The 22,122-nt window shown below is 69.6% G+C and carries 21 protein-coding genes; 12 read left to right on the top strand and 9 right to left on the bottom strand.

From position 1 onward, the window contains the following. Positions 1-138 precede the first annotated feature (138 nt). From DK427_RS25045 to DK427_RS25015, 7 genes are all read left to right on the top strand, one after another. Positions 139-1,308: a cysteine desulfurase family protein gene (locus DK427_RS25045; protein ID WP_109953750.1), complete on the top strand. Its 1,170-nt coding sequence runs from the start codon at positions 139-141 to the stop codon at positions 1,306-1,308. Between the two features lie 71 nt (positions 1,309-1,379). Beyond that, positions 1,380-2,849, top strand: a complete 1,470-nt coding sequence (gene sufB / locus DK427_RS25040) for a Fe-S cluster assembly protein SufB (RefSeq protein WP_109953749.1) — start codon at positions 1,380-1,382, stop codon at positions 2,847-2,849. Positions 2,850-2,874: 25 nt separating this feature from the next. Further along, entirely contained in the window at positions 2,875-3,114 is a 240-nt protein-coding gene (locus DK427_RS25035) for a cytoplasmic protein (protein ID WP_109953748.1), read from the top strand. 15 nt (positions 3,115-3,129) lie between these two features. Then, positions 3,130-3,882, top strand: coding sequence for a Fe-S cluster assembly ATPase SufC (sufC, locus tag DK427_RS25030; protein ID WP_109953747.1), 753 nt, complete (start codon positions 3,130-3,132; stop codon positions 3,880-3,882). A gap of 3 nt (positions 3,883-3,885) precedes the next feature. Then, a complete protein-coding gene (locus DK427_RS25025) occupies positions 3,886-5,208 on the top strand; it encodes a SufB/SufD family protein (protein WP_109953746.1) in 1,323 nt (440 codons plus the stop codon). Between the two features lie 258 nt (positions 5,209-5,466). Continuing rightward, entirely contained in the window at positions 5,467-6,711 is a 1,245-nt protein-coding gene (locus tag DK427_RS25020; RefSeq protein ID WP_109953745.1) for a cysteine desulfurase, read from the top strand. A 48-nt stretch (positions 6,712-6,759) separates the two neighbouring features. Further along, positions 6,760-7,143: an SUF system Fe-S cluster assembly protein gene (locus tag DK427_RS25015; RefSeq protein ID WP_109953744.1), complete on the top strand. Its 384-nt coding sequence runs from the start codon at positions 6,760-6,762 to the stop codon at positions 7,141-7,143. A 9-nt stretch (positions 7,144-7,152) separates the two neighbouring features. Here DK427_RS25015 and DK427_RS25010 read toward each other — a convergent pair whose 3' ends face one another. Beyond that, complete coding sequence (locus tag DK427_RS25010) at positions 7,153-7,659, bottom strand: Uma2 family endonuclease (RefSeq protein WP_245930712.1); 507 nt, start codon at positions 7,657-7,659, stop codon at positions 7,153-7,155. Between the two features lie 231 nt (positions 7,660-7,890). Between DK427_RS25010 and sufA the strand changes: the two genes are divergently transcribed. Further along, positions 7,891-8,265, top strand: coding sequence for a Fe-S cluster assembly scaffold SufA (gene sufA / locus DK427_RS25005; RefSeq protein WP_109953743.1), 375 nt, complete (start codon positions 7,891-7,893; stop codon positions 8,263-8,265). A gap of 5 nt (positions 8,266-8,270) precedes the next feature. Here the strand turns inward: sufA and DK427_RS25000 are convergent, their stop codons facing one another. Continuing rightward, positions 8,271-9,335: a GGDEF domain-containing protein gene (locus DK427_RS25000; RefSeq protein ID WP_109953742.1), complete on the bottom strand. Its 1,065-nt coding sequence runs from the start codon at positions 9,333-9,335 to the stop codon at positions 8,271-8,273. Positions 9,336-9,569: 234 nt separating this feature from the next. Continuing rightward, complete coding sequence (locus tag DK427_RS24995; RefSeq protein ID WP_109953741.1) at positions 9,570-11,021, bottom strand: DEAD/DEAH box helicase; 1,452 nt, start codon at positions 11,019-11,021, stop codon at positions 9,570-9,572. A gap of 629 nt (positions 11,022-11,650) precedes the next feature. Here DK427_RS24995 and DK427_RS24990 point away from each other — a divergent pair. Continuing rightward, positions 11,651-12,535: an outer membrane protein gene (locus tag DK427_RS24990; RefSeq protein ID WP_109953740.1), complete on the top strand. Its 885-nt coding sequence runs from the start codon at positions 11,651-11,653 to the stop codon at positions 12,533-12,535. 221 nt (positions 12,536-12,756) lie between these two features. Here the strand turns inward: DK427_RS24990 and parE are convergent, their stop codons facing one another. Both parE and DK427_RS24980 read right to left on the bottom strand, forming a co-directional pair. Continuing rightward, entirely contained in the window at positions 12,757-14,814 is a 2,058-nt protein-coding gene (parE, locus tag DK427_RS24985; protein ID WP_109953739.1) for a DNA topoisomerase IV subunit B, read from the bottom strand. Between the two features lie 225 nt (positions 14,815-15,039). Then, positions 15,040-17,016: a PhoX family protein gene (locus DK427_RS24980; RefSeq protein ID WP_109953738.1), complete on the bottom strand. Its 1,977-nt coding sequence runs from the start codon at positions 17,014-17,016 to the stop codon at positions 15,040-15,042. Between the two features lie 167 nt (positions 17,017-17,183). On the opposite strand from DK427_RS24980, the gene DK427_RS24975 reads away from it, so the two are divergent. From DK427_RS24975 to DK427_RS24965, 3 genes are all read left to right on the top strand, one after another. Further along, positions 17,184-17,372: a hypothetical protein gene (locus DK427_RS24975; RefSeq protein WP_109953737.1), complete on the top strand. Its 189-nt coding sequence runs from the start codon at positions 17,184-17,186 to the stop codon at positions 17,370-17,372. 54 nt (positions 17,373-17,426) lie between these two features. Then, positions 17,427-18,215 carry an ATP12 family chaperone protein gene (locus DK427_RS24970; RefSeq protein ID WP_109953736.1) on the top strand — a complete coding sequence of 263 codons (789 nt, stop codon included), beginning with the start codon at positions 17,427-17,429 and terminating at the stop codon, positions 18,213-18,215. A 135-nt stretch (positions 18,216-18,350) separates the two neighbouring features. After that, positions 18,351-19,883: an acyl-CoA carboxylase subunit beta gene (locus DK427_RS24965; RefSeq protein WP_109953735.1), complete on the top strand. Its 1,533-nt coding sequence runs from the start codon at positions 18,351-18,353 to the stop codon at positions 19,881-19,883. 21 nt (positions 19,884-19,904) lie between these two features. Here DK427_RS24965 and DK427_RS27290 read toward each other — a convergent pair whose 3' ends face one another. The 4 genes from DK427_RS27290 to DK427_RS24945 form a co-directional block, all read right to left on the bottom strand. Further along, positions 19,905-20,339, bottom strand: a complete 435-nt coding sequence (locus tag DK427_RS27290; protein WP_109953734.1) for a hypothetical protein — start codon at positions 20,337-20,339, stop codon at positions 19,905-19,907. Beyond that, positions 20,306-20,752 carry an ABC transporter ATPase gene (locus tag DK427_RS24955; protein WP_109953733.1) on the bottom strand — a complete coding sequence of 149 codons (447 nt, stop codon included), beginning with the start codon at positions 20,750-20,752 and terminating at the stop codon, positions 20,306-20,308. The genes DK427_RS27290 and DK427_RS24955 overlap by 34 nt, the downstream gene beginning before the upstream one ends. A 43-nt stretch (positions 20,753-20,795) precedes the next feature. Then, entirely contained in the window at positions 20,796-21,740 is a 945-nt protein-coding gene (locus DK427_RS24950; RefSeq protein ID WP_109953732.1) for a metallophosphoesterase, read from the bottom strand. A gap of 144 nt (positions 21,741-21,884) precedes the next feature. Next, positions 21,885-22,100, bottom strand: coding sequence for a hypothetical protein (locus DK427_RS24945; RefSeq protein ID WP_109953731.1), 216 nt, complete (start codon positions 22,098-22,100; stop codon positions 21,885-21,887). Positions 22,101-22,122 lie beyond the last annotated feature (22 nt).

Below are 22,122 nucleotides of genomic sequence, written 5' to 3'. Positions count from 1 at the left end.
CGCCAGTGCGCTGGTTCGGGCGAACCCGTTGCCCGTCGCCGTTCCTCGGACCTGCCCGTGCGGTTTCCGCGGGGGCTTAGCACGACGGCAGGGGCGAAAAGCAAGGAAATGTCGCGACCTGAGGATGATGGAGCCCCGATGAGCCAGGAGCGCGCCTATCTCGACCACAACGCCACGTCCCCGGTCCGTCCGGAGGTCGCGGCAGCGGTCGCGCGCGCGCTGGCCCTGCCCGGCAACCCGTCCTCGGTGCACGCGGAGGGGCGCGCCGCCCGCGCCGCCCTCGACGCGGCCCGCGCCGCGCTCGGCCGCCTCGTCGGCGCGGCGCCGACCCGGATCGTGTTCACCAGCGGCGGCACGGAGGCGGCCAACGCCGTCCTGTCGGGTGCCCTGCGCCGGACCGGCCTGCCCGCGCCGACCCGCCTCCTGATCGGCGCGACCGAGCACCCTTGCGTCACCGCGGGCCACCGCTTTCCCGAGGGCGCAGTCGAGGTCGTGCCGGTGACCGCGGCCGGCCTGCTCGATCTCAACGCGCTCGCGTCTCGCCTCAGTGCACTGCGCGACGAGACGGTGCTGATCTCGGTCCACGCCGCCAACAATGAGACCGGCGTCGTCCAGCCGCTGGCCCAGATCGTCGCCCTGGCCCGGCGGCACGGCGCCGCCCTGGTGCACAGCGACGCGGTCCAGGCGGTCGGCAAGATTCCATTGGATTTTGCCGCTCTCGGCCTCGACGCCCTGACGCTCTCCGGACACAAGTTCGCGGCGCCGAAGGGCGTCGGCGCCCTGATTCTGGCCGCGGGCGTGACCCTCGAGACGGCCTTCGTCCGCGGCGGTGGCCAGGAGGCGCGCCTGCGCTGCGGCACCGAGGCCCTGCCGTCGCTCGTCGGGATGGGCGAGGCGGCGGCGATCGCGGCGCCGAGCCTCGGCGAGGAAGGCGCGCGGCTGGCAGGTCTTCGGGACGCGCTGGAAGCCGGTGTTGTCGCCCTGGCGCCCGGCGCGGTGATGTTCGGGGCGGGCGCGCCGCGCCTGCCGAACACGGCGACCTTCGCCGTGCCGGGCCTCGACGCGCCGACCGCGCTGATCAGCCTCGACCTCGCCGGGGTCGCGGTGTCGTCAGGCTCGGCCTGCGCCTCCGGCAAGGTCGCGCGCTCTCCCGTGCTCGCCGCCATGGGCGTGAGCCCTGCGCTCGCCGCGGGGGCGCTGCGCGTCAGTCTCGGCTGGAATTCGCGCACCGAGGACGTGTCCCGCTTCCTCGACGCCTTCGAACGGGTGATCGCCACCCTATATAAGCGGCGAGGGGTGGCGGCCTGAGCCGCGCGATGCCCCGAGCCATCCGCAAGACAGCCCCGGCCCTTGACGCCGGAGATGCTTAGGAGACGCTGATGCCTGCCGTGCAGGAAACCATCGACCGGGTCCGTTCGATCGACCTGGACCAGTACAAGTACGGGTTCGAGACCGTGATCGAGATGGAGAAGTCCGAGAAGGGCCTCTCCGAGGACGTGGTGCGCTTCATCTCGGCCAAGAAGAACGAGCCCGAGTGGATGCTGCAGTGGCGCCTCGACGCCTACAAGCGCTGGCTCACCATGAAGGAGCCGGAGTGGGCGCGCGTCGAGTACGACCGGGTCGATTACGACAACATCTACTACTACGCCGCGCCGAAGCGGAAGGGCCCCGAATCGCTCGACGAGATCGATCCGGAGATTCTGAAGACCTACGAGAAGCTCGGCATCCCGCTGCGCGAGGTCGAGGTGCTGGAGGGCATCGCGCCGGAGCGCCGCGTCGCGGTCGACGCCGTGTTCGACTCGGTCTCGGTCGCCACGACCTTCAAGAAGGAGCTCGAGAAGGCCGGTGTGATCTTCATGCCGATCTCCGAGGCCATCCGCGAGTATCCGGATCTGGTGCAGAAGTACCTCGGCTCGGTCGTGCCGGTGACGGACAACTTCTTCGCGACTCTCAACTCGGCGGTCTTCTCCGATGGGTCGTTCGTCTACATCCCGCCGGGCGTGCGCTGCCCGATGGAGCTGTCGACCTATTTCCGCATCAATGAGCGCGACACCGGCCAGTTCGAGCGCACGCTGATCATCGCCGACAAGGGTAGCTACGTCTCGTACCTCGAGGGCTGCACCGCCCCGAAGCGCGACGACAACCAGCTCCACGCCGCGGTGGTCGAGCTCGTGGCGCTCGACGACGCCGAGATCAAGTACTCGACCGTCCAGAACTGGTACCCGGGCGACAACGAGGGCAAGGGCGGGATCTACAACTTCGTGACGAAGCGCGGCGATTGCCGCGGCGCCCGCTCGAAGATCTCCTGGACGCAGGTCGAGACCGGCTCGGCCATCACCTGGAAGTACCCGTCCTGCATCCTGCGCGGCGACGAGTCCCGCGGCGAGTTCTACTCGATCGCGGTGTCGAACGGCATGCAGCAGGTCGATTCCGGCACCAAGATGATCCATCTCGGCAAGAACACGACGAGCCGGATCATCTCGAAGGGCATCTCGGCCGGCCGCTCGCAGAACACCTACCGGGGCCTCGTCTCGGCCCACAAGAAGGCCAAGGGTGCGCGCAACTTCACCAACTGCGACTCGCTCCTGATCGGCGACCAGTGCGGCGCGCACACCGTGCCCTACATCGAGTCGAAGAACGCCTCCGCGGTCTTCGAGCACGAGGCCACCACCTCGAAGATCTCCGAGGAGCAGAAGTTCTACTGCCAGCAGCGCGGCCTCTCCGAGGAGGAGGCGACCGCGCTGATCGTCAACGGCTTCGTCCGCGACGTGCTGCAGCAGCTGCCCATGGAGTTCGCCGTCGAGGCCCAGAAGCTGATCTCGATCAGCCTGGAAGGCTCGGTGGGCTGATCGCCTGGGCGATCCTGACGACGACGTGCTGCGGGCGGCCCACCGGCACTGCTCGCGGCACGCCGACGAGGTGAGGAGCAGCGCCGCATGCGGCTGCTTCTACTGCCTAGAGATCTTCGCGCCGGACGAGATCGAGGAGTGGATCGCCCAAGAGGGCACCGCCCTCTGCCCCCGGTGCGGCATCGATGCGGTGATCGGCGACCTCTCCGGCTTTCCGGTGGCCCGCCGAGCCTTCCTGCAGGCGATGCATCGGCTATGGTTTTGAAGGACTTGGACTAGAATGCTTGAGATCAAGAACCTCGTCGTGCAGATCGAGGACAACCGCATCCTGAACGGCCTGAACCTCACCGTGAAGGACGGCGAGGTCGCGGCGATCATGGGCCCGAACGGCTCGGGCAAGTCGACGCTCTCCTACGTCATCGCCGGCAAGGAGGACTACGAGGTCCTCGATGGCGAGATCCTGCTCGACGGCCACAACCTGCTCGAGATGGAGCCCGACGAGCGCGCCGCCGCCGGCGTGTTCCTGGCCTTCCAGTACCCGCTGGAGATCCCGGGCGTCGGCACGATGACCTTCCTGAAGGCCTGCCTGAACGCCCAGCGCCGCGCCCGTGGCGAGGGCGAGATCTCGACCCCCGACTTCATCCGCGCGGTCAACGCGGCGGCCGACCGGCTCGAGATCAACAAGGAGATGCTCAAGCGGGCGCTGAACGTCGGCTTCTCCGGCGGCGAGAAGAAGCGCATGGAGATCCTCCAGATGGCGCTCCTGCAGCCGAAGTTCTGCGTGCTCGACGAGACCGATTCGGGCCTCGACATCGACGCGCTGCGCATCGTCTCCGAGGGCGTGAACGCCCTGCGCGCGCAGGGGCGCTCCTTCCTCGTCATCACGCACTACCAGCGGCTCCTCAACCACATCGTGCCCGACACCGTGCACGTCATGTCGAAGGGCCAGATCGTGAAGACCGGCGGCAAGGAACTGGCGCTGGAGCTCGAGGCCTCCGGCTACGCCGAGTACCGCACGAGCGAGGCCGCGTAAGCCATGGCCGAGATCGCAAACCTCCGCTCCCCCGCCGAGGCAGGGCTCTCGAAGCTGTTCGAGTCGGCCCGCCAGAGCTTCGCCGCCGAGGAGGCCATCAGCCGCGAGGAGGCGTTCCGCTTCTTCGAGGCGACCGGCCTGCCCAGCCGCCGGGTCGAGGCCTTCAAGTACACGGACCTGCGCGCGGCGATCACCGAGGCCGCCCCGCCGGCCGAGGCGCCCGCGCTCGACGCCGCGAAGGCCGCGGTCGCCGGTGCTCGGGGCTTCGCCGGCATCGAGGCCGCGCGGCTGACCTTCGTCAACGGCCACCTCGTGCGCGAGCTGTCCGACCTCGACCGGATCCCGGCGGGCGTCACGGTGGTGCCGATGGGCGAGGCTCTGGCGAAGGGCGACGCCGCCCTGAAGCTGCTCGCTCCGGTCACCCAGGCCCGCGAGAACCCGGTCTACCAGCTCAACACCGCCTTCCTGGCGGACGGCGCGCTGATCACGGTGGCGCCCGGCGCCAAGCCCGAGACACCTATCCATCTGCGCTTCGTCGGTACCGGCGAGACGCCGTTCTCGACCGCGACCCGCGTGCTGGTGCAGCTCGGCGCCGATGCCGAGTTCTCGCTCTTGGAGAGCCACGAGGGCCCGAACGGCGTGACCATTCAGCCGAACGACGCGCTCGACGTGGTCGTCGGCGAGCGGGCCGCTTTCCGGCACACCCGCCTCAACATCGAGGGTGATGCCACGATCGCGCTCTCGACGCTGTCGCTGAAGCTCGAGACCGAGGCGAGCGTCGAGACGGTGAATCTGGTGACGGGCGCGGTGCTGTCGCGCCATCAGATCTACGTCCACATCGCGGGCGACGACACCAACGTGGTCGTCAACGGTGCCGCCATGCTGCGCGCCGGCCAACTCGCCGACTCGACCCTGCTCGCCGACCACGCGGCGGTGGGCGGCGTCGGTCGCGAGCAGTTCAAGACGGTGATCGACGGCGACGCCACCGGCGTGTTCCAGGGCAAGATCATCGTCCGTCAGATCGCGCAGAAGACCGACGGCAAGATGAAGTCCGACTGCCTGCTCCTCACCGACGAGGGGCAGATGATGAACAAGCCCGAGCTCGAGATCTTCGCCGACGACGTCGCCTGCGGCCACGGCGCCACCTGCGGCGCACCGGACGAGGATCTGCTCTTCTACCTGATGGCCCGCGGCCTGCCGCGCGCCGAGGCCCAGAGCCTGCTCGTCCAGGCCTTCGTCGGCGAGTCGGTGGAGGCGGTCACGCACGAGGGCGCCCGCGCGGCGCTGATCGGCGAGATCGAGGCCTGGCTGAAGGCGCGGCGCTGACGTGCCGAAACCTTCCCCCATGGAACTCGGGGGTGCCCGAGTTCCACAGGCGGGCCCCGGGACTGGGCGGGCCCGATCTGGGGGAGGGGGCCGAACGAGGTGAGGCGGGCGGGACGAAGTCCCGCAGAGAGGGGACACCGCTTCAGGCTGAGGCTCGCTCGATGCCGGGCACCGACCTACACCGCTCCCCTCACCCGAACCCTGCCGACGCAGGGGCATCCTCCCGAAAGCGGGAGGGAGATTCGCGAGCGTGATTCGATGAACGCACCCGTCCTCACCCAAGGCTACGACGTCGCGGCGATCCGCAAGGATTTCCCGATCCTCGCCCAGCAGGTCTACGGCAAGCCGCTCGTCTACCTCGACAACGCGGCCTCGGCCCAGAAGCCGCGGCAGGTCATCGACGCGATGGTGGCCTGCATGGAGACCGGCTACGCCAACGTCCATCGCGGCCTGCACTACATGGCCAACGCCGCGACCGAGGGCTTCGAGGGCGCCCGCGAGACGACGCGCCAGTTCCTGAACGCGGCCTCCACCGACGAGATCATCTTCACCCGCAACGCCACCGAGGCCTACAACCTCGTAGCCTCCTCGATGGGATGGGCCGGGCTGATCGGGGATGGGGACGAGATCATCCTCTCGATCATGGAGCACCACTCCAACATCGTGCCCTGGCACTTCCTGCGCGAGCGCCGCGGGGCGGTGATCAAGTGGGTGCCGGTGGACGACCAGGGCAACTTCCTGGTCGAGGAATACGAGAAGCTGTTCACGCCCCGCACCAAGATGGTGGCGATCACCCACATGTCGAACGTGCTGGGCACGATCACGCCCGCCGCCGAGATCGTGCGGATCGCCCACGCGCACGGCGTGCCGGTCCTGCTCGACGGTGCGCAGAGCGCAGTGCACCAGCCGGTCGACGTGCGCGCCCTCGACTGCGACTTCTTCGTTTTCACCGGCCACAAGGTCTACGGCCCGACCGGGATCGGCGTGCTCTACGGCAAGAAGGAATGGCTCGACCGCCTGCCGCCCTATCAGGGTGGCGGCGAGATGATCCGCACCGTCTCGCAGGACACGATCACCTACAACGACCCGCCGCACCGCTTCGAGGCCGGCACGCCGGCCATCGTCGAGGCGGTGGGCCTGGGTGCCGCGCTGGAATACATGATGGCCCTCGGGCGCGAGAACATCGCGGCGCACGAGGCCAAGCTCACCGCATACGCGCAGGAGCGGCTCGGCGCCATGAACTCCGTCCGGCTGATCGGCACGGCCAGGGCCAAGGGCGGCGTCATCGCCTTCGAGGTAAAGGGGGCGCACGCCCACGACATTGCCACCGTGATCGACCGGCAAGGCGTGGCGGTGCGGGCGGGCACCCACTGTGCCATGCCGCTCCTCGACCGCTTCGGCGTGACCTCGACCTGCCGCGCCTCGTTCGGCCTCTACAACACGACGGCCGAGATCGACGCGCTTGCGGAGGCGCTCGCGAAGGCCGAGATGCTGTTCACCTGATTTTTCTCGAGTCGGCCCGCGCCCGCGGCGCGGCCGGAGGAGGTTTCGATGAGTAGCGATGCGACGATCACCGGCGGCGCCAACGCCCCCAAGGTCGAGGGCGCCTCGGCGATCCCGCCGGCCGAGCTCGACCGGCTGACAGACGAGATTGTGACCGCCCTGAAGAGCGTCTACGATCCCGAGATCCCGGCCGACATCTACGAGCTCGGCCTGATCTACCGCGTCGATATCGGCGACGACCGGGCAGTGGCCATCGACATGACGCTGACCGCCCCGGGCTGCCCCGTGGCCGGCGAGATGCCGGGCTGGGTCGAGAACGCCGTCTCCGCGGTACCGGGCGTGCAGTCCTGCACCGTCACGATGGTGTTCGATCCGCCGTGGGACCAGAGCCGCATGTCCGACGAGGCCCGCGTCGCCCTGGACATGTGGTAGAGCCGAGGCTCAATCCGGCCGGCGCGTGGGCTCGAATTCGACGTCCTCATAGATGTCGGCGAGGGCGAGCCGCGCGCCGTTCTCTGGCAGATCGATGACGTCGCTGATCGTTTCGTAGATCTCGGCCGCCCAGGCGTCGTCGCGACGGCGGTACAGGACGGCGCTCGGGAAGCGCGGCTCCACGAGGAGGATGCAGCGAGGCGTCGGATGGCGCCGATATTCGTCGAGCTTGCGGAAGCGGTCGATGCTGCTCGTCGAGAGCGAGAGCACCTCAACGACGAGGCGCAGCGACCGCCTCTCGTGGGTGTCGCGGACAAGGTCGGTGCACTCAACCGTGACGTCCGGACGCCGCAGGGTCGCGATGCCGGTGCGGAGCGCGATGTCGTCCGTAGTCGGCCGGCAACCGCTGCCACGGAGCTGCGCGTGCAATGTGGCGATGATGTTGACGGTGACCCGGTCGTGCGGCGCGCCGGCGCCGGTCATCATCTTCACGTGCGGCACGGGCACGCCGTCCATGAGTTCGGACAGCCCGTCCTGCCCCGAGCTGCCACCGAAAGAACTCCTCCGGCGTCATGCGCCGCATCGCGGGGTCGGCCGTCGCATCCTCCTCGGGGTGGATCCTGACACGCAAGGCCCGACCCGTGGCCGCGATGCGGTGGACCGGAGCGCGCGCGATGCTTATCTCTGGGGCGTACCCGAACACGCACCCGCCCGGGCCTTGAACCCGGAGGCAGGAGAGCGAGAACGATGTCAGGTTTCAAGGTGATGTCGCTGACCGACGCGGCGGCGACGCGGATCAAGTCCATCATGGCGGATGCCGACCGGCCCATTGCGGGCCTGCGGGTCGGCGTGAAGAACGGCGGCTGCGCCGGCATGTCCTACACGATGGAGTATGCCGAGGCGCGCAATCCCGGCGAGGACGTGGTCGAGGACAAGGGTGTGAGCGTCTTCATCGACCCCAAGGCGGTGTTGTTCCTGCTCGGCACCGAGATGGATTTCCAGACGACGAAGCTCGCCTCGCAGTTCGTGTTCAACAACCCGAACCAGACCTCGGCTTGCGGCTGCGGCGAGTCTGTCGCGATCACGCCCGCGAGCCCGGAGCGCCTTGGCGCGCCGGCCTGAGGCGCTCAGGCCACGTTCTGGAGGACGTCCGCGCCGACTGAATCGTCGATGGTGCGGTTGCGGCCCGCGCGCTTGGCCGCGAACATGCAAAGGTCGGCTCGCTCCAGCAGCGAGACAGGCGTGTCGCCGGCCTTGTGGACGGCAACGCCGACCGAGACGGAGACGCGGCCCAACGACTCGCCGGTCGAGCGCTTCACGAGGTCACGGCCCATCACGCTCTGGCGGACCGCCTCGGCGATCACCCGCGCCTCCGCACGCTCCAGGCCCGGCAACACGATGCCGAACTCCTCGCCACCGAAGCGGGAGAGCGTGGCCTTCGCCCCCGCCGACTCGCGCATCACGATCGCGACGAGACGCAGGACTTGATCGCCCGTGAGATGGCCGTAGAGGTCGTTGAAGCGCTTGAAGAAGTCGATGTCGAGGACGACGAGGCTCATCGCCCCGCCGGTCTGGGCAGCGGCCTCGACGGATGTCCGCAGCATCTCCTCGAAATGCTTGCGGTTCGACAGGCCCGTGAGCGGATCGGTCAGGCTCTCCAGCCGGGTCGCCTCCAGCTTCTCGCGCAGCATCTCGATCTCGGCGCGGCTCTCGCGCATCCGCGCCTCGAGGACGCGATTGCTGGTCGCGATCTCCCGGGTCTTGGCGACCATGGTGCCGACGATCTCGCGCACCCGCTCCCGGGTGATCGCGCCCTGCGTCAGATCCTGGCTGAGACTCGACAGCGAGGCGTTGTAGGCGGCGGCCGAGCCGACCGAGAGGTCGAGCATCTCCATCACGCCGGCGATCTCGCTGAGCATGGTCGCACTGGTCTCGCCGGCCATTTGAGCAACGCGCCCGCCCGCGAGGTGCTGCTCGAACAGGGCGTCCGTGTCGGTTTCCGTGAGGGCCTGCTTCTGAGCGATCAGCCGTTTGACCGCGTCGTTCATCAGGGGGTGCTCACCCGCGACGTAGCTGTACCAGACCGCGTAGGCGCGGGGGGTGGCCGAAGGCCCGTAATCGCGCATCAGGTCTTGCACCCTCTGCGCGAGGGTGAAGCTGTAGTCGCGATCCGCGTGGCGCCCCTGGCTCATCCTAGTCCTGTCGCTGCCCGGGCTCGCGCCGCACCGGCAGCTGTCAGCCAAGGCACATACTAAGGGGCCATCGATGGATGGAGTGTTAAAGCGAACCCGGTCTCGAACGACGCCTGTCTAGAACCCGACAGTACGAGGCCTGCACATCCAGCTACATCCCCGTGGTGGTTACAAGGCTCCTGCCGGAAAGGCAGTCGAAGCCCGGCCCCTCAGCAGTCCTTCGGCTCAGAGGCGTCAGGATTGCCGTTTGATCTGGGCCGGCCGCAGCAGAAACGCCGGGACATGGGAGCCGAGTCCCACCGGCGTATCGCTCTCGACGTCCTGACGGCGGGGCGGGCGGCGCTCGTCGCGGGTGCGCGCCGGCGCGGCGGCGCGAGGCGCCGGTTCGGCGACGCTCGGAGCGGGCGCCGCGCGCTCGCGCTGTGGTGCTGCGGCTCGGCGGCCTCCACGTCCTTCCGCGTGTGGCTCCGCGCTCTTGCCGCTCCTGCGCCGCTCCGAACCGGAGCGAGAGCCGCGATGGCGCGTGCGGGTCTCCTCGCCCTCATCCTCGTTGACGGAAGAGAGATCGCCGTCGAGCCAGGGGATCGGCTTGCCGATCAATGCCTCGATCGCCTGAAGCGAGCGGTCGTCGCCGCGGCCCACCAGCGTGAAGGCGGCGCCGGCCCGGCCGGCTCGGCCGGTGCGTCCGATCCGGTGAACGTAATCCTCGGGATGATGCGGCACGTCGAAGTTGAAGACGTGGCTCACGGCCGGGATGTCGAGGCCGCGGGCCGCGACGTCGGAGGCGACGAGGAGTGGGGTCTCGCCGGCCCGGAACGCATCGAGCGCGGCCATGCGGGCGCGCTGGTCCATGTCGCCGTGAAGGGCTGCGGCGCCGAAGCCGTGCTTGACCAGGGATTTCTGCAGCAGCGCCACGTCGCGCTTGCGGTTGCAGAAGATGATGCCGTTCTGGAGTTCCTCCGCACCGCGGATCAGGCGGCGCAGACGATCCCGCTTGGCATGGCCTTCCGAGCCAGTGGCGACGAGGCGCTGCACGATGGTCTCGGCGGTCGAGGCCGGGCGCGCCACCTCGACGCGTTGCGGGTTGTGCAGGAACATGTCGGCCAAGCGCTCGATCTCCGGCGGCATGGTCGCGGAGAAGAACAGCGTCTGGCGCGTGAAGGGCACCATCTTCACGATGCGCTCGATGTCCGGGATGAAGCCCATGTCGAGCATGCGGTCGGCCTCGTCGATGACGAGGAGTTCGACGCCGGTGAGAAGAAGCTTGCCGCGCTCGAAATGGTCGAGCAGCCGGCCCGGGGTGGCGATCAGCACGTCGGTGCCGCGCGTCAGCTTGGCGTCCTGGTCGGCGAAGGAGACGCCGCCGATGATCAAAGCCACGTTGAGCTTGTGATTGGTGCCGTAGCGCTCGAAATTCTCCTCGACCTGCGCGGCGAGCTCGCGGGTCGGTTCGAGGATCAGCGTGCGGGGCATCCGGGCACGGGCGCGGCCAGTCTCCAGCAGGGTCAGCATCGGCAGCGTGAAGGCCGCGGTCTTGCCGGTGCCGGTCTGGGCGATGCCGAGCACGTCGCGACGCGCCAGCACGTGCGGGATGGCTTGGGCCTGGATCGGGGTCGGCTCGGTGTAGCCGGCGGCCGAGACGGCCTGCAGGACCTTGTCGCTCAATCCGAGGTCGGAGAAGGGCATCAGATAAGTGAACCGTTGCGCGCGGGATCGGACCAGCCGGCGCGGAGGGGTCGGTCGCGGCAACGGCTGCAGGGTCGAAGCGGGCCGGACGGTGGCGCGCGGTAGCTGACTCGTTGGGAACCTGGTCTGGAACCCACCTTGCACGCGAGTGTGCCGGACACTTAGGCCGTTGCTGCGGCTTGTCAATCTCGCGCCCGCGGGATCGTCCTGTTTTCCGTAGCGAATTCGATGCGAGGCCGGTCTCGTCCGACGGGCCTGTCGGTTCTGCCGGTCGCGGCCCAGAATGCTTCGGAGCTCGTGGCGGCGGTTTCGGGCCGGAAGTAAAAATCCGCCCTCCGGTTATTATGCCAAATGTGAAGGCGGCCGTAAGTGCCCCCGCAAGGCTTTGCCGCCTTTCCGCCGCAATCGAGCCGGCTTGTGATCGTCGAGTAATCAGCTTCCCCTCTGCTAAATGATCGACGTGCGCCGGAGCACATCGGTTCCCGCGCCTCGCGGCTGCCAGCGTAAACTTCACCTTTCGTTGAGAGCTTGGGTTTTATCTGGCCGAGCTTGTTGCAGGAAAGCGACAGACCCCTCGGCCACAAGGACCTACAAGCGGCCCGGCTTTGCCACACAGGACCCAGGACCCAATGAAAAAGCTTCTCCTCGCTTCGACCGTGCTCGCCGGCCTGACCGCTGCCGCGTCTGCCGCCGACCTTCCGCGTCGTGCTGCGCCGCCGCCGGTGTTCACGCCGGTTCCGGTCTTCACCTGGACGGGCTTCTACGCCGGTTTCAACGCGGGCTACGGCTTCGGCACGGGCAACGATCGTCAGGCCCCCACCGTGGTGCTCGTCAACGGCGCCAGCGGCCTGGTCGCCCCCGGCACCTCGGCCGCCCTCGGCTTCAGCAACAACCGCTCCAACACCGACGGCTTCGTCGGCGGCGGCCAGATCGGCTACAACTGGCAGCTGACCCCCGGCTCGGGCGTGGTGTTCGGCATCGAGGCCGACGCGCAGTACGTCGATTTCGGCCGTGAGCGGAACCGCTTCGCCCTGGCCGGCGCCGGCCTGCTGCCGGGTGTCGGCGTGTTCAACCCGAACGGCCTGTCGACCCTCGACTACTTCGGCACCGTGCGCGGCCGCCTCGGCTACGCCTTCGACCGCACCCTCGTGTACGCCACGGGCGGCTTCGCCTACGGCTCGGGCGGCGGCCGCGACTTCGGCCTGCCGAACTCCTCGCGCGACGAGTTCCAGACCGGCTACGCGGTCGGCGGCGGCATCGAGTACGCCCTGCCCACCGACTCGTTCCTGAACTTCTTCCGCTCCTCGGCCGTGACGCTGAAGGTGGAAGGTCTCTACGTGAACCTCGACCAGGGCAACCGCAACATCGGCGCCTTCGCCACCACGCCGGCCGGCGGCCTCGTCACCGTCGCCTCGCCCGGCGTCGCCCTGGTCTCGGGCGTCACCAACAACCGCCGCGACACCGAGTTCGCCGTCGTCCGCGCCGGCCTGAACTACAAGTTCGGCTCGTACTAAGACCGATCCGGGTCGCGTCAGCGACCCGGACCGCTCACCGCGAAAGCCCGGCCTTCCGGCCGGGCTTTCTGCATTTTCGGGTGCAGTCGCTCACGGTCCTTCGCGGCAACTGCGGTCCCCCGCCGGTCCACATGCGGTTCGGACAGGGGTTGGGGCGGCCCAAAAAGCAAAGCCCGGCCTCTCGGCCGGGCTTCGTCGCTGCGGGACGTGACGACTGGGCGTCAGATGTCGAGATCGGCGCCTTCCGCGAAGGCGGCCCGCTCGGTGATGAAGGCGAAGCGGGCCTCGGGCTTGTTTCCCATCAGCCGGTCCACCGTGTCGCCGGTGGATTCCCGCGCCTCGTCGAGCACCGCGACCCTGAGCAGCGTGCGCTTCTTCGGGTCCATGGTGGTCTCCTTCAGCTGCCCGGGCATCATCTCGCCGAGCCCCTTGAAGCGCCCGATCTCGACCTTGCCATTCTTGAACTGGGTCTTGATCAACTGCTCCTTGTGCGCGTCGTCGCGCGCGTAGGCGATCTTGGTGCCCTGCTGCAGCCGGTAGAGCGGCGGGATCGCGAGGTAGAGGTGCCCGCGGTCGATGAGCCGGGGCATCTGCCGGTAGAAGAAGGTGATCAGGAGCGAGGCGATGTGGGCGCCGTCCACGTCGGCGTCCGTCATGATGATCACCTTGTCGTAGCGCAGGTCCGCCTCGCGGAAGTTGGCGCCCGTGCCGCAGCCCAGAGCCAGCGTCAGGTCCGAGATCAGCTGGTTGGCGCCGAGCTTGTCCCGACTGGCGGATGCCACGTTCAGGATCTTGCCGCGCAAGGGCAGGATCGCCTGGGTGGCCCTGTCGCGCGCCTGCTTGGCCGAGCCGCCGGCCGAGTCGCCCTCGACGATGAAGATCTCCGAGCCCGCGGTGCCCGCGGCCGAGCAGTCGGCGAGCTTGCCGGGCAGGCGCAGCTTGCGGGTGGCGGACTTGCGCGCAACCTCCTTCTCCTGGCGTCGGCGCAGGCGCTCCTCGGCGCGGTCGATCACCCAATCGAGGAGCTTGTTGGCCTGGGCCGGCGAGCCGGCGAGCCAGTGGTCGAAGGCGTCGCGGATCGCCGTCTCGACGATGCGCGAGGCCTCCACGGTGGCAAGCTTGTCCTTGGTCTGGCCCTGGAACTCCGGCTCGCGGATGAAGACCGAGAGCATGGAGGCGCAGGTCGCCATGACGTCGTCGGTGGTCACGGCCGTCATGCGCTTGGCCTGGTTCACGCGCTCGGCGTGCTCGCGCAGGCCCCGGAGCAGGGCGACGCGCAGGCCCGACTCGTGCGTGCCGCCCTCTGGCGTCGGGATCGTGTTGCAGTAGGAGTGCGAGACGCCGTCGTCCGCGACCGTCCAGGCCACCGCCCATTCGAGCGAGCCGTGGGAGCCCGGCTTCGTCACCTTGCCCGAGAAGATCGCGTCGGTGACGAGCTCCTTGCCGTCGATGTCGCGGGCCAGGTAATCCCGCAGGCCGCCGGGGAAGCGGTGCACGGCTTCCGGAGGCACGTCCGCCAGCCCCTCCAGCAGGGCGGGGGCACAGCGCCAGCGGATCTCGACGCCGCCGAACAGGTAGGCCTTGGAGCGCGCCATCTTGAACAGGCGGCGCGGATCGAACTTCAGCGAGCCGAAGATCTGCGCGTCCGGGTGAAAGCGCACCCGCGTGCCGCGCCGGTTCTGCACCCGGCCGACCGGCTCCAGGGCACTCACGGGGAGGCCACGCGAGAAGCTCTGGCGGTACAGGGTCTGGTTGCGGGCGACCTCGACCTCGAGGAGGTCTGAGAGCGCGTTCACCACCGAGATGCCGACGCCGTGCAGGCCGCCGGAGGTTTCGTAGACCTTCGAGTCGAACTTGCCGCCCGCGTGCAGCGTGGTCATGATGACCTCGAGCGCGGACTTGCCCGGGAATTTCGGGTGCGGGTCGACCGGGATGCCGCGGCCGTTGTCGGTGACGACGAGCGCCCCGCTCTCCTCCAGCTCCACCTCGATGAAGCTGGCGTGGCCCGCCACCGCCTCGTCCATCGAGTTGTCGATGACCTCGGCGAAGAGGTGGTGCAGCGCCCGCTCGTCGGTGCCGCCGATATACATGCCGGGCCGGCGACGGACCGGCTCCAGCCCCTCCAGCACCTCGATGGCCGAGGCGTCGTAGCCGCCCTCGGTCGCCTGCACGGCGGCGAGCGGCGGCACGGCGGCCGAGCCCTCGAGCTTGCGCCGCTCGGCCGGGCCCAGCAGCGGGGGCTTGCCCCCGGCGAAGAGATCGCGCGCGGTATCGCTCACGCGACGGCTCCGCGATGCAGGTTTGGCGGCACCGGCCGCGGTGGGAGAACGTGCAGCATTCGCCTTCATCCTCTGACTGTACCGGAACAAACCGGAAACAGAAAGGGGCCATCGCACCGCGGGAGGCGGAATCGGATCCCGATCCGCGCGGTGCACGTCACCCCATGACATGGGATGGGGTTGGTTAAGAAGGCCTGATCGCGGCGGGGCGGGGGCGCGAGGGCGTCAGGTGCCGACGCGACCGCCACCGCGCCGGGTGATCGCCACGACGGCTGGACGCGGCGGCAGGTTCGGGTCGAAGTCCGGCCAGCGGGTCGCGGGCCGCTCGAAGGTGGCGGGCTCGGCCTTCGGGTCCTCCTCGTCGGCCTCGCCGGGGTGCTGGACGGCCACGAAGAAGGTGGTGTCGTCCGGCGTGAAGTAGGGCCCGCACATCTCGGCGCCGGTCGGCACCTGGAAGAAGTGCTTGCCCGTGCCGCGCCCCGGCCCCTCCGTCTCCATCGCCCAGATGCCGTCGGTGCGGCCCGTGCGGCCAGCCGAATTGCCGTCGGTGGCGACCCAGAGCCGGCCCTGGCCGTCGACCGAGCAATTGTCCGGCATGCCGAACCAGCCGTCCCTTGTCGTCGCCGACGAGAAGGTGGCGCCGACCGCCGCGATCGCCGGATCGCCGCAGCGGACCAGCACCTCCCAGGCAAAACCCGGCGCGGCGTAGTCCCGTCCGTCCGGGCTAAGCTCCACGATGTGGCCGAAGCGGTTGTCGGGCCGCGGGTTGGCGGCATCGACCTGATCGGCCTTGCGCTTCGAATTGTTGGTCAGCATCACGTAGACCTTGCCGGTCTTCGGATTGGCCTCGACATCCTCCGGCCGGTCCATCTTGGTGGCACCGAGGAGGTCGGCGGCGCGCCGCGTCTCGACCAGCACGTCTGCCTGATCGCGAAAGCCGTTCTCGGGGGTCAGCGGGCCCTGGCCGTGGACGAGCGGCAGCCACGCGCCGCGCCCGTCCGCGTCGAAGCGGGCGACGAAGAGCGTGCCGCGGTCGAGGATGTCCCGGTTGGCGCTCCTATCCTGCAGATCGACCTTCGCCTCCGTGACGAAGCGGTAGACGTAGTCGAAGCGCTCGTCGTCGCCCTGGAACACGACGTAGCGCCCGTCGGCCGCCAGGATACCGGCCGCGCCCTCGTGCTTGAACCGGCCCATGGCGGTGCGCTTCTTCGGCACCGAGGCCGGGTCGAAGGGGTCGATCTCAACCACCCAGCCGAAGCGGTTCGGCTCGTTCGGCTCGGCCCCGAGATCGAAGCGCTCGTGGTACTTGCCCCAGGCGTAGAGGTTGCCGGGCATGCCGAGGCGCTTGTGATTGCGCGCCTCCGGCGAATCCGCGGCGAGCTTTCCGCCGAAATAGTAGTTGATGTTCTCCTCGCAGGTGAGCCACGTGCCCCAGGGCGTGGTGCCACCCGCGCAGTTGTTGATCATGCCGAGCACCTGCCGGCCCTCGGGGTCGGCCTTGGTGCGCAGGCGGTCCGAGCCGGAGGCGGGGCCGGTGAGCGTCATCGGGGTCGTCGCGGTGATGCGGCGGGCGTACCGGGAATCCGGCACCACCTGCCAGCGGCCGTCCACCCGCTTCACCTCGATTACCGAGCCGCCGTGGGCCGCCATCTCGATGTCGACGAGGTCCTGAGACATGCCGGCGAAGGCCGCCTTGCCGTCCTGCCGGCCGAGGCCGGGAAACATCAGCTCCTCGTTGGTGTACTCGTGGTTGACCACGAGCAGGCCGTGGGCCGCCGGGTCGGCGGCGCCCGGCAGCGGGAAATAGCCGATGAAGTCGTTGTTGTAGCCGAACTGTCGGGCTTGCGCCTCCGGCGTCTGGTTGCGCGGGTCGAAGGCGGGCGCGCCGGGCAGCACGGGATCGCCCCAGCGGATCAGGATCTCGGCATCGTGACCCGCCGCGACGTGGTGACGCTCGTCGGAGCCGGCCGGCAACTCGGCGAAGGGGAACGGCGAGGCGGCTTCGCGGGGGGCGCCCTGCGCCGCCGCCAGCGCGCGCGGCGCGACCACGGCGCTGATCGCCCCGACCGCGAGGGCCCCACGCAGCAGGTCGCGCCGGTGGAAGCGGGTGGCCACCACTTCGCCGAGCGTCGGGTTCGGGCTCGCGTTCGAGCCCGCATCCTCGGCGGCCTCGGCGGCCTGCGAGCGGTTGAGGTTCGTCATCGGATACTGTCTCCGGATCGTCGCACAGGCCCGCTATAGCGCCGACATGGCACTGCGATGACGCGGCCGACCGGAACCCGGAGCGGGCTGTGCGCGTTTTCTCTGGCAAAGCTTCGCCGTATCCGCGCCGGGCGGACGTCAGGAGCACAGATCGGGAGCCGGACGCCATGACGAAGACCGACGCCGACACGCGTCGCGCCAGCCTCCAGCGCGCCGAGCGGGCCGCCGGCGAAGCCTTCGGCTGGCCCGAGACCCCTGTCGAGGCGGTACGCCGCTCGCTTCTTCTCAACCCGACGACGATCGCCGCCGCGACCGCCGTCACCACGGTCGCCGCGACGCTGACCTACTTCGTCTGAGGCCGCGCGACCGGAGATCTCGCGCACGGCGCGCCGATCGCCTATCTCCCCCGCATGAGCGACGACGTGACCTCCGACTGGCTCAGCGACGAGCCCGGCCGCCCCGACCCGATGCGGGCGGCCCGTGCCCAGACCAAGCCCACCCTGCCGAAGCGCTTCTACAAGGAGGCGGCCTTCTCGGAGGGAGAGCATGGCTATCGCCTCACCCTCGATGGGCGCCCGGCCAACACGCCGGGCCGCAACCCGCTCGCCGGGCCGAACCGCGACCTCGCCGCGATCCTGGCGGCGGAATGGGGGGCGCAGGCCGAATTCATCGATCCTGCCACCATGCCGGTGACGCGGCTGGTCAACACCACCCTCGATGGGGTCGCGCCACGCCTGGAGGCCGTGGCAGAGGATCTGGCGGCTTATGCGGGCACGGATCTCGTTGCCTACAGGGCGGACGCGCCGGAGCGCCTCGTGGCCGATCAGGCCCGTGCCTGGGACCCGGTGCTCGACTGGGCCCGCGACACCTTCGGTGCCCGCCTGATCCTGAGCGAGGGCGTGATGCACGTGACGCAGCCGGAGGCGAGCGTCGCGGCTCTGCGCAAAGCGGTGCTCGTGATCGACAATCCCTACCGGCTGGCCGCGCTCCACACGCTGACGACGCTCACCGGCTCTCTCCTGATCGCGCTCGCGGTGCTGCACGGGCGGCTGACGCCCGAGGAAGCCTGGGCGGCGGCCCATGTGGACGAGACCTACCAGGCCGCCGTCTGGGGGGCTGACGCGGAGGCCGAGGAGCGCCTCGCCAAGCGCCGCACCGAGTTCGATGCCGCGGCGGTCGTGGCCGCGCTCGCCGATTGATCTTCCGTCTAAAAGGCCGGTTTCCGCCCGGAAATTCTCTGTGCTAAGGGCAGCTACGGCCGACCGCCAAGCTCGCCACGAGAGGGGCAGGCGGATCGAAGCCGGTCACGCCAGCACCAGCCCCGAGGCGCACCCATGAAGGACATTCTCGAGACGCTCGAGCAGCGGCGCGCCCAGGCCCGCCTCGGTGGCGGCGAGAAGCGCGTGGAGGCGCAGCACAAGCGCGGCAAGCTGACGGCGCGCGAGCGCATCGAACTCCTGCTCGACCACGGGTCGTTCGAGGAGTTCGACATGTTCGTGCAGCACCGCTCCACCGATTTCGGCATGGAGAACCAGAAGATCCCCGGCGACGGCGTCATCACCGGCTGGGGCACGGTGAACGGCCGCACGGTCTTCCTGTTCTCGAAGGACTTCACGGTGTTCGGCGGCTCGCTCTCCGAGACGCACGCCGCCAAGATCGTGAAGGTGCAGGACATGGCGCTGAAGATGCGCGCCCCGATCATCGGCATCTTCGACGCCGGCGGCGCGCGCATTCAGGAGGGCGTGGCGGCGCTCGGCGGCTACGGCGAGGTCTTCCGCCGCAACGTCGCGGCGTCCGGCGTGATCCCGCAGATCTCCGTCATCATGGGGCCGTGCGCAGGCGGCGACGTCTACTCGCCGGCCATGACCGACTTCATCTTCATGGTGCGCGACACGAGCTACATGTTCGTGACCGGCCCCGACGTGGTGAAGACCGTGACGAACGAGGTCGTCACCGCGGAGGAACTCGGCGGCGCCAAGGTACACACCGCGAAGTCCTCGATCGCCGACGGCGCCTTCGAGAACGACGTCGAGGCGATCCTGCAGATCCGCCGGCTGCTCGACTTCCTGCCCGCCAACAACATCGACGGCGTGCCGGAGATCGAGAGCTTCGACGACCCGTTGCGTCTCGACAAATCCCTCGACACGCTGATCCCCGACAACCCGAACAAGCCCTACGACATGGGCGAGCTGATCCGGCGCGTGGTGGACGAGGGCGACTTCTTCGAGATCCAGGCGGCGTATGCCCGCAACATCATCACGGGGTTCGGCCGCATCGAGGGCCGCACGGTCGGCTTCGTGGCGAACCAGCCGCTGGTGCTGGCGGGCGTGCTCGACTCGGACGCCTCGCGCAAGGCGGCGCGCTTCGTGCGCTACTGCGACGCCTTCTCGATCCCGATCGTCACCTTCGTGGACGTGCCGGGCTTCCTGCCGGGCACGGCGCAGGAATACGGCGGCCTGATCAAGCACGGCGCCAAGCTGCTCTTTGCCTACTCCCAGGCGACGGTGCCGCTGGTGACGGTGATCACGCGAAAAGCCTTCGGCGGCGCCTACGACGTCATGGCCTCGAAGCATGTCGGCGCCGACGTGAACTACGCCTGGCCTACCGCCCAGATCGCCGTGATGGGCGCCAAGGGCGCGGTCGAGATCATCTTCCGGGCCGAGATCGGCGACGACGCCAAGATCGCCGAGCGGACGAAGGAGTACGAGGACCGCTTCCTCTCGCCCTTCGTGGCGGCCGAGCGCGGCTACATCGACGAGGTGATCATGCCGCACTCGACCCGCAAGCGCGTCGCCCGGGCGCTCAGCATGCTGCGCACCAAGGAGATGGAGCAGCCCTGGAAGAAGCACGACAACATCCCGCTCTGAGGGATGCTGCGCCGGAGCCGCTCACTCCGGCGCGAAGATCGTGATGTTGGAGTTCAGCTGGTAGGCCGCCGTCGGCTTGGTGTTGACGAAGCGCAGGCGGATCGGGCTCTCGCCGAGGATCGCGCCGAAGCTCGGGCTGACCGGGACTGGCAGGCAGGTTTCGAGCGCCCTGGCGGCGGCCTCCTCGTAGAGCCGCCGCGTCTCCTTGTCCCCGGTGAGCTGGCGGGCGGTGACCAGCGGCTTGCCGCGCATCGCGCCCGTCTTGTCGAGGCCGAACCGGAAGGCGATGAGCGAGCCCTCGCTGCCGGGCGGCGCCTGCCAGCAGCCGGCGAGCCGCGCCCGGAAGGTCGCCCAGTCGTTGACCGTCCCGTCTTGAGCCGCGGCCGGCGTCGCGAGGGCGAGGAGGACCAGCAGTCCGCCGATCAGCTGCGATCGCTGGTCTCGATGACGGCGCATAGGGTGAGATCTCCGGTGTCCTTGCGCGTCACCGAGCAGGTGATCGTGGCGCCCCCGGCCTCGACGTTGCTATGGCGCAGGCGGCTCGCGGCCTCGCGGGCCCGGTGCGCGGCCGCCGCGACGGTCCCGGCCGCGACGCCCGTGACCGCGTGGCCCGCCTGCCCGAACAACGTATAGTAGGCCTCAGGTGGGTTCGCGCCGCGGTACTGCGCTCCGACTGAAGAGGGGTGGGGCGCCGCGCAGGAGAGCGTCAGGCTCGTCTCGGCATCGGCCGTGAAGCGGGCGTAGTCGCGGCTGCGGTCGTCCAGCTTTGCCCCGGTCTCCGCGGCGACGCGCCCGATCAGGTCGCCGCACTCGTCGGCGGAGGCCGGACCGGCAACCAGCAGGACAAGACCGAAGGTGATCGCGCGCATGTACCGGGAGATAGCGCGCCAGCCCGGGAGGGCGAGCGCCGGGTCAGCCGTTCGCCGACGCCTGCGTAGCCGGAGCCGCCTCCCGGCCGAGATCGAGCCAGACGATCTCCGGCGGCACGCCGATCCGCACCGGGACGCGGCTCACGCCGAAGCCGCCCGAGACGATGATGTGCCGCCCCTTCGACACGACGTGGCCGTAGGAGAGATCGAGACCCTCGACGCGCCGGATCGCGGGCGAGACCCCGAGCAGGCGGATCTGCCCGCCATGGGTGTGCCCCGAGAGGGTGAGCGCGAAGCGCTCCGGCACCTCGGAGAAGATGTCGGGCTCGTGCGCCATCAGGATCGCGGGCGCGTCGTCGGTGATGCGGGCGAGCGTCGCCGGGAGATCGTCGCGCCACGCCACGACGTTCCCAGCCCGGTTGACGAAGGCCTGCTGGTCGCCGAGCCCGGCGAGCCAGAACGGCCGGCCCTCGTGCACGAGGCGCACGGCGTCGTTCTCCAGCACCGGGATGCCGCGGGCCTCGAGCGCCCGCTGCGCCTCCGGCGGCCCGGCGCGGCGCATCTGCGCCTCGTGGTCGTCCCACCAATCGTGGTTGCCGAGAATCGCGTGGATGCCGAGCGGCGCGCGCAGGCGCTCCACCGTGCGGGCGAAGGCGTCGAGCGGGACCTTGCGCCACGCGATGCGTCCGGAGGCCGGGTAGTCGCCGAGCAGCAGCACGAGGTCGGGCTTCAGCGCGTTGGTTGCGTCCACGATCTCGGCCACACGATCCAGCGGCATGAACGGCTCGCAGACGTGGAAATCCGCCAGAACCGCCACCTTGAGGCGCAGGCCCGGCGTCCAGCCGGGCAGCGCCGGGGCGTAGCGCGTGACGACGAGGCCGTTCATCGCCTCGACGCCCACGCCGTAGGCCGCCGTCCCGGTGAGCCCGAGGGCCGAGGCGTAGCCGAGCCCGGTCAGAACCTGGCGCCGGGTGGGGAGGATCAGCATCGGCGGCTCATCGCGGCTCAGGGAACGGCCTCGATGGACCCGGACGCGCGCAGGATGCGCGCGCAGTGTGGCCGAATTGGTCCGCCTTGGGCGGCGTACCGAGCGGCCCGCCCGGCCTGGGCCAGGCGGGCGGCTTCGGCTCGCTCAGGCGAGCGGCTCATCCTCGTGTACGAGGCTGAGGATGCCCTGGCGCCCGGTCGCGGGCACGGCGGGGCGGGACTCCTGCTTCTTGGGCCGGCCGGCGGCGGCGGCGAGCGCCGGCAGCGCGAGGGGGCGGAAACCGTAGAGCGACTCGCCCTGGTCCATCTGGCGACGCTCGCTCTCGGAGGCGCTGACCTGGGTCTCGCTGGGGGCGTACATGGGAGGGGTTCCTGTGCGATGG

The organism is Methylobacterium radiodurans (assembly GCF_003173735.1).
GTDB classification, from domain to species: Bacteria; Pseudomonadota; Alphaproteobacteria; order Rhizobiales; family Beijerinckiaceae; genus Methylobacterium; species Methylobacterium radiodurans.
The sequence above is the reverse complement of the archived record's forward strand: the minus strand, read 5'-3'. Positions and strand labels throughout refer to the sequence as shown.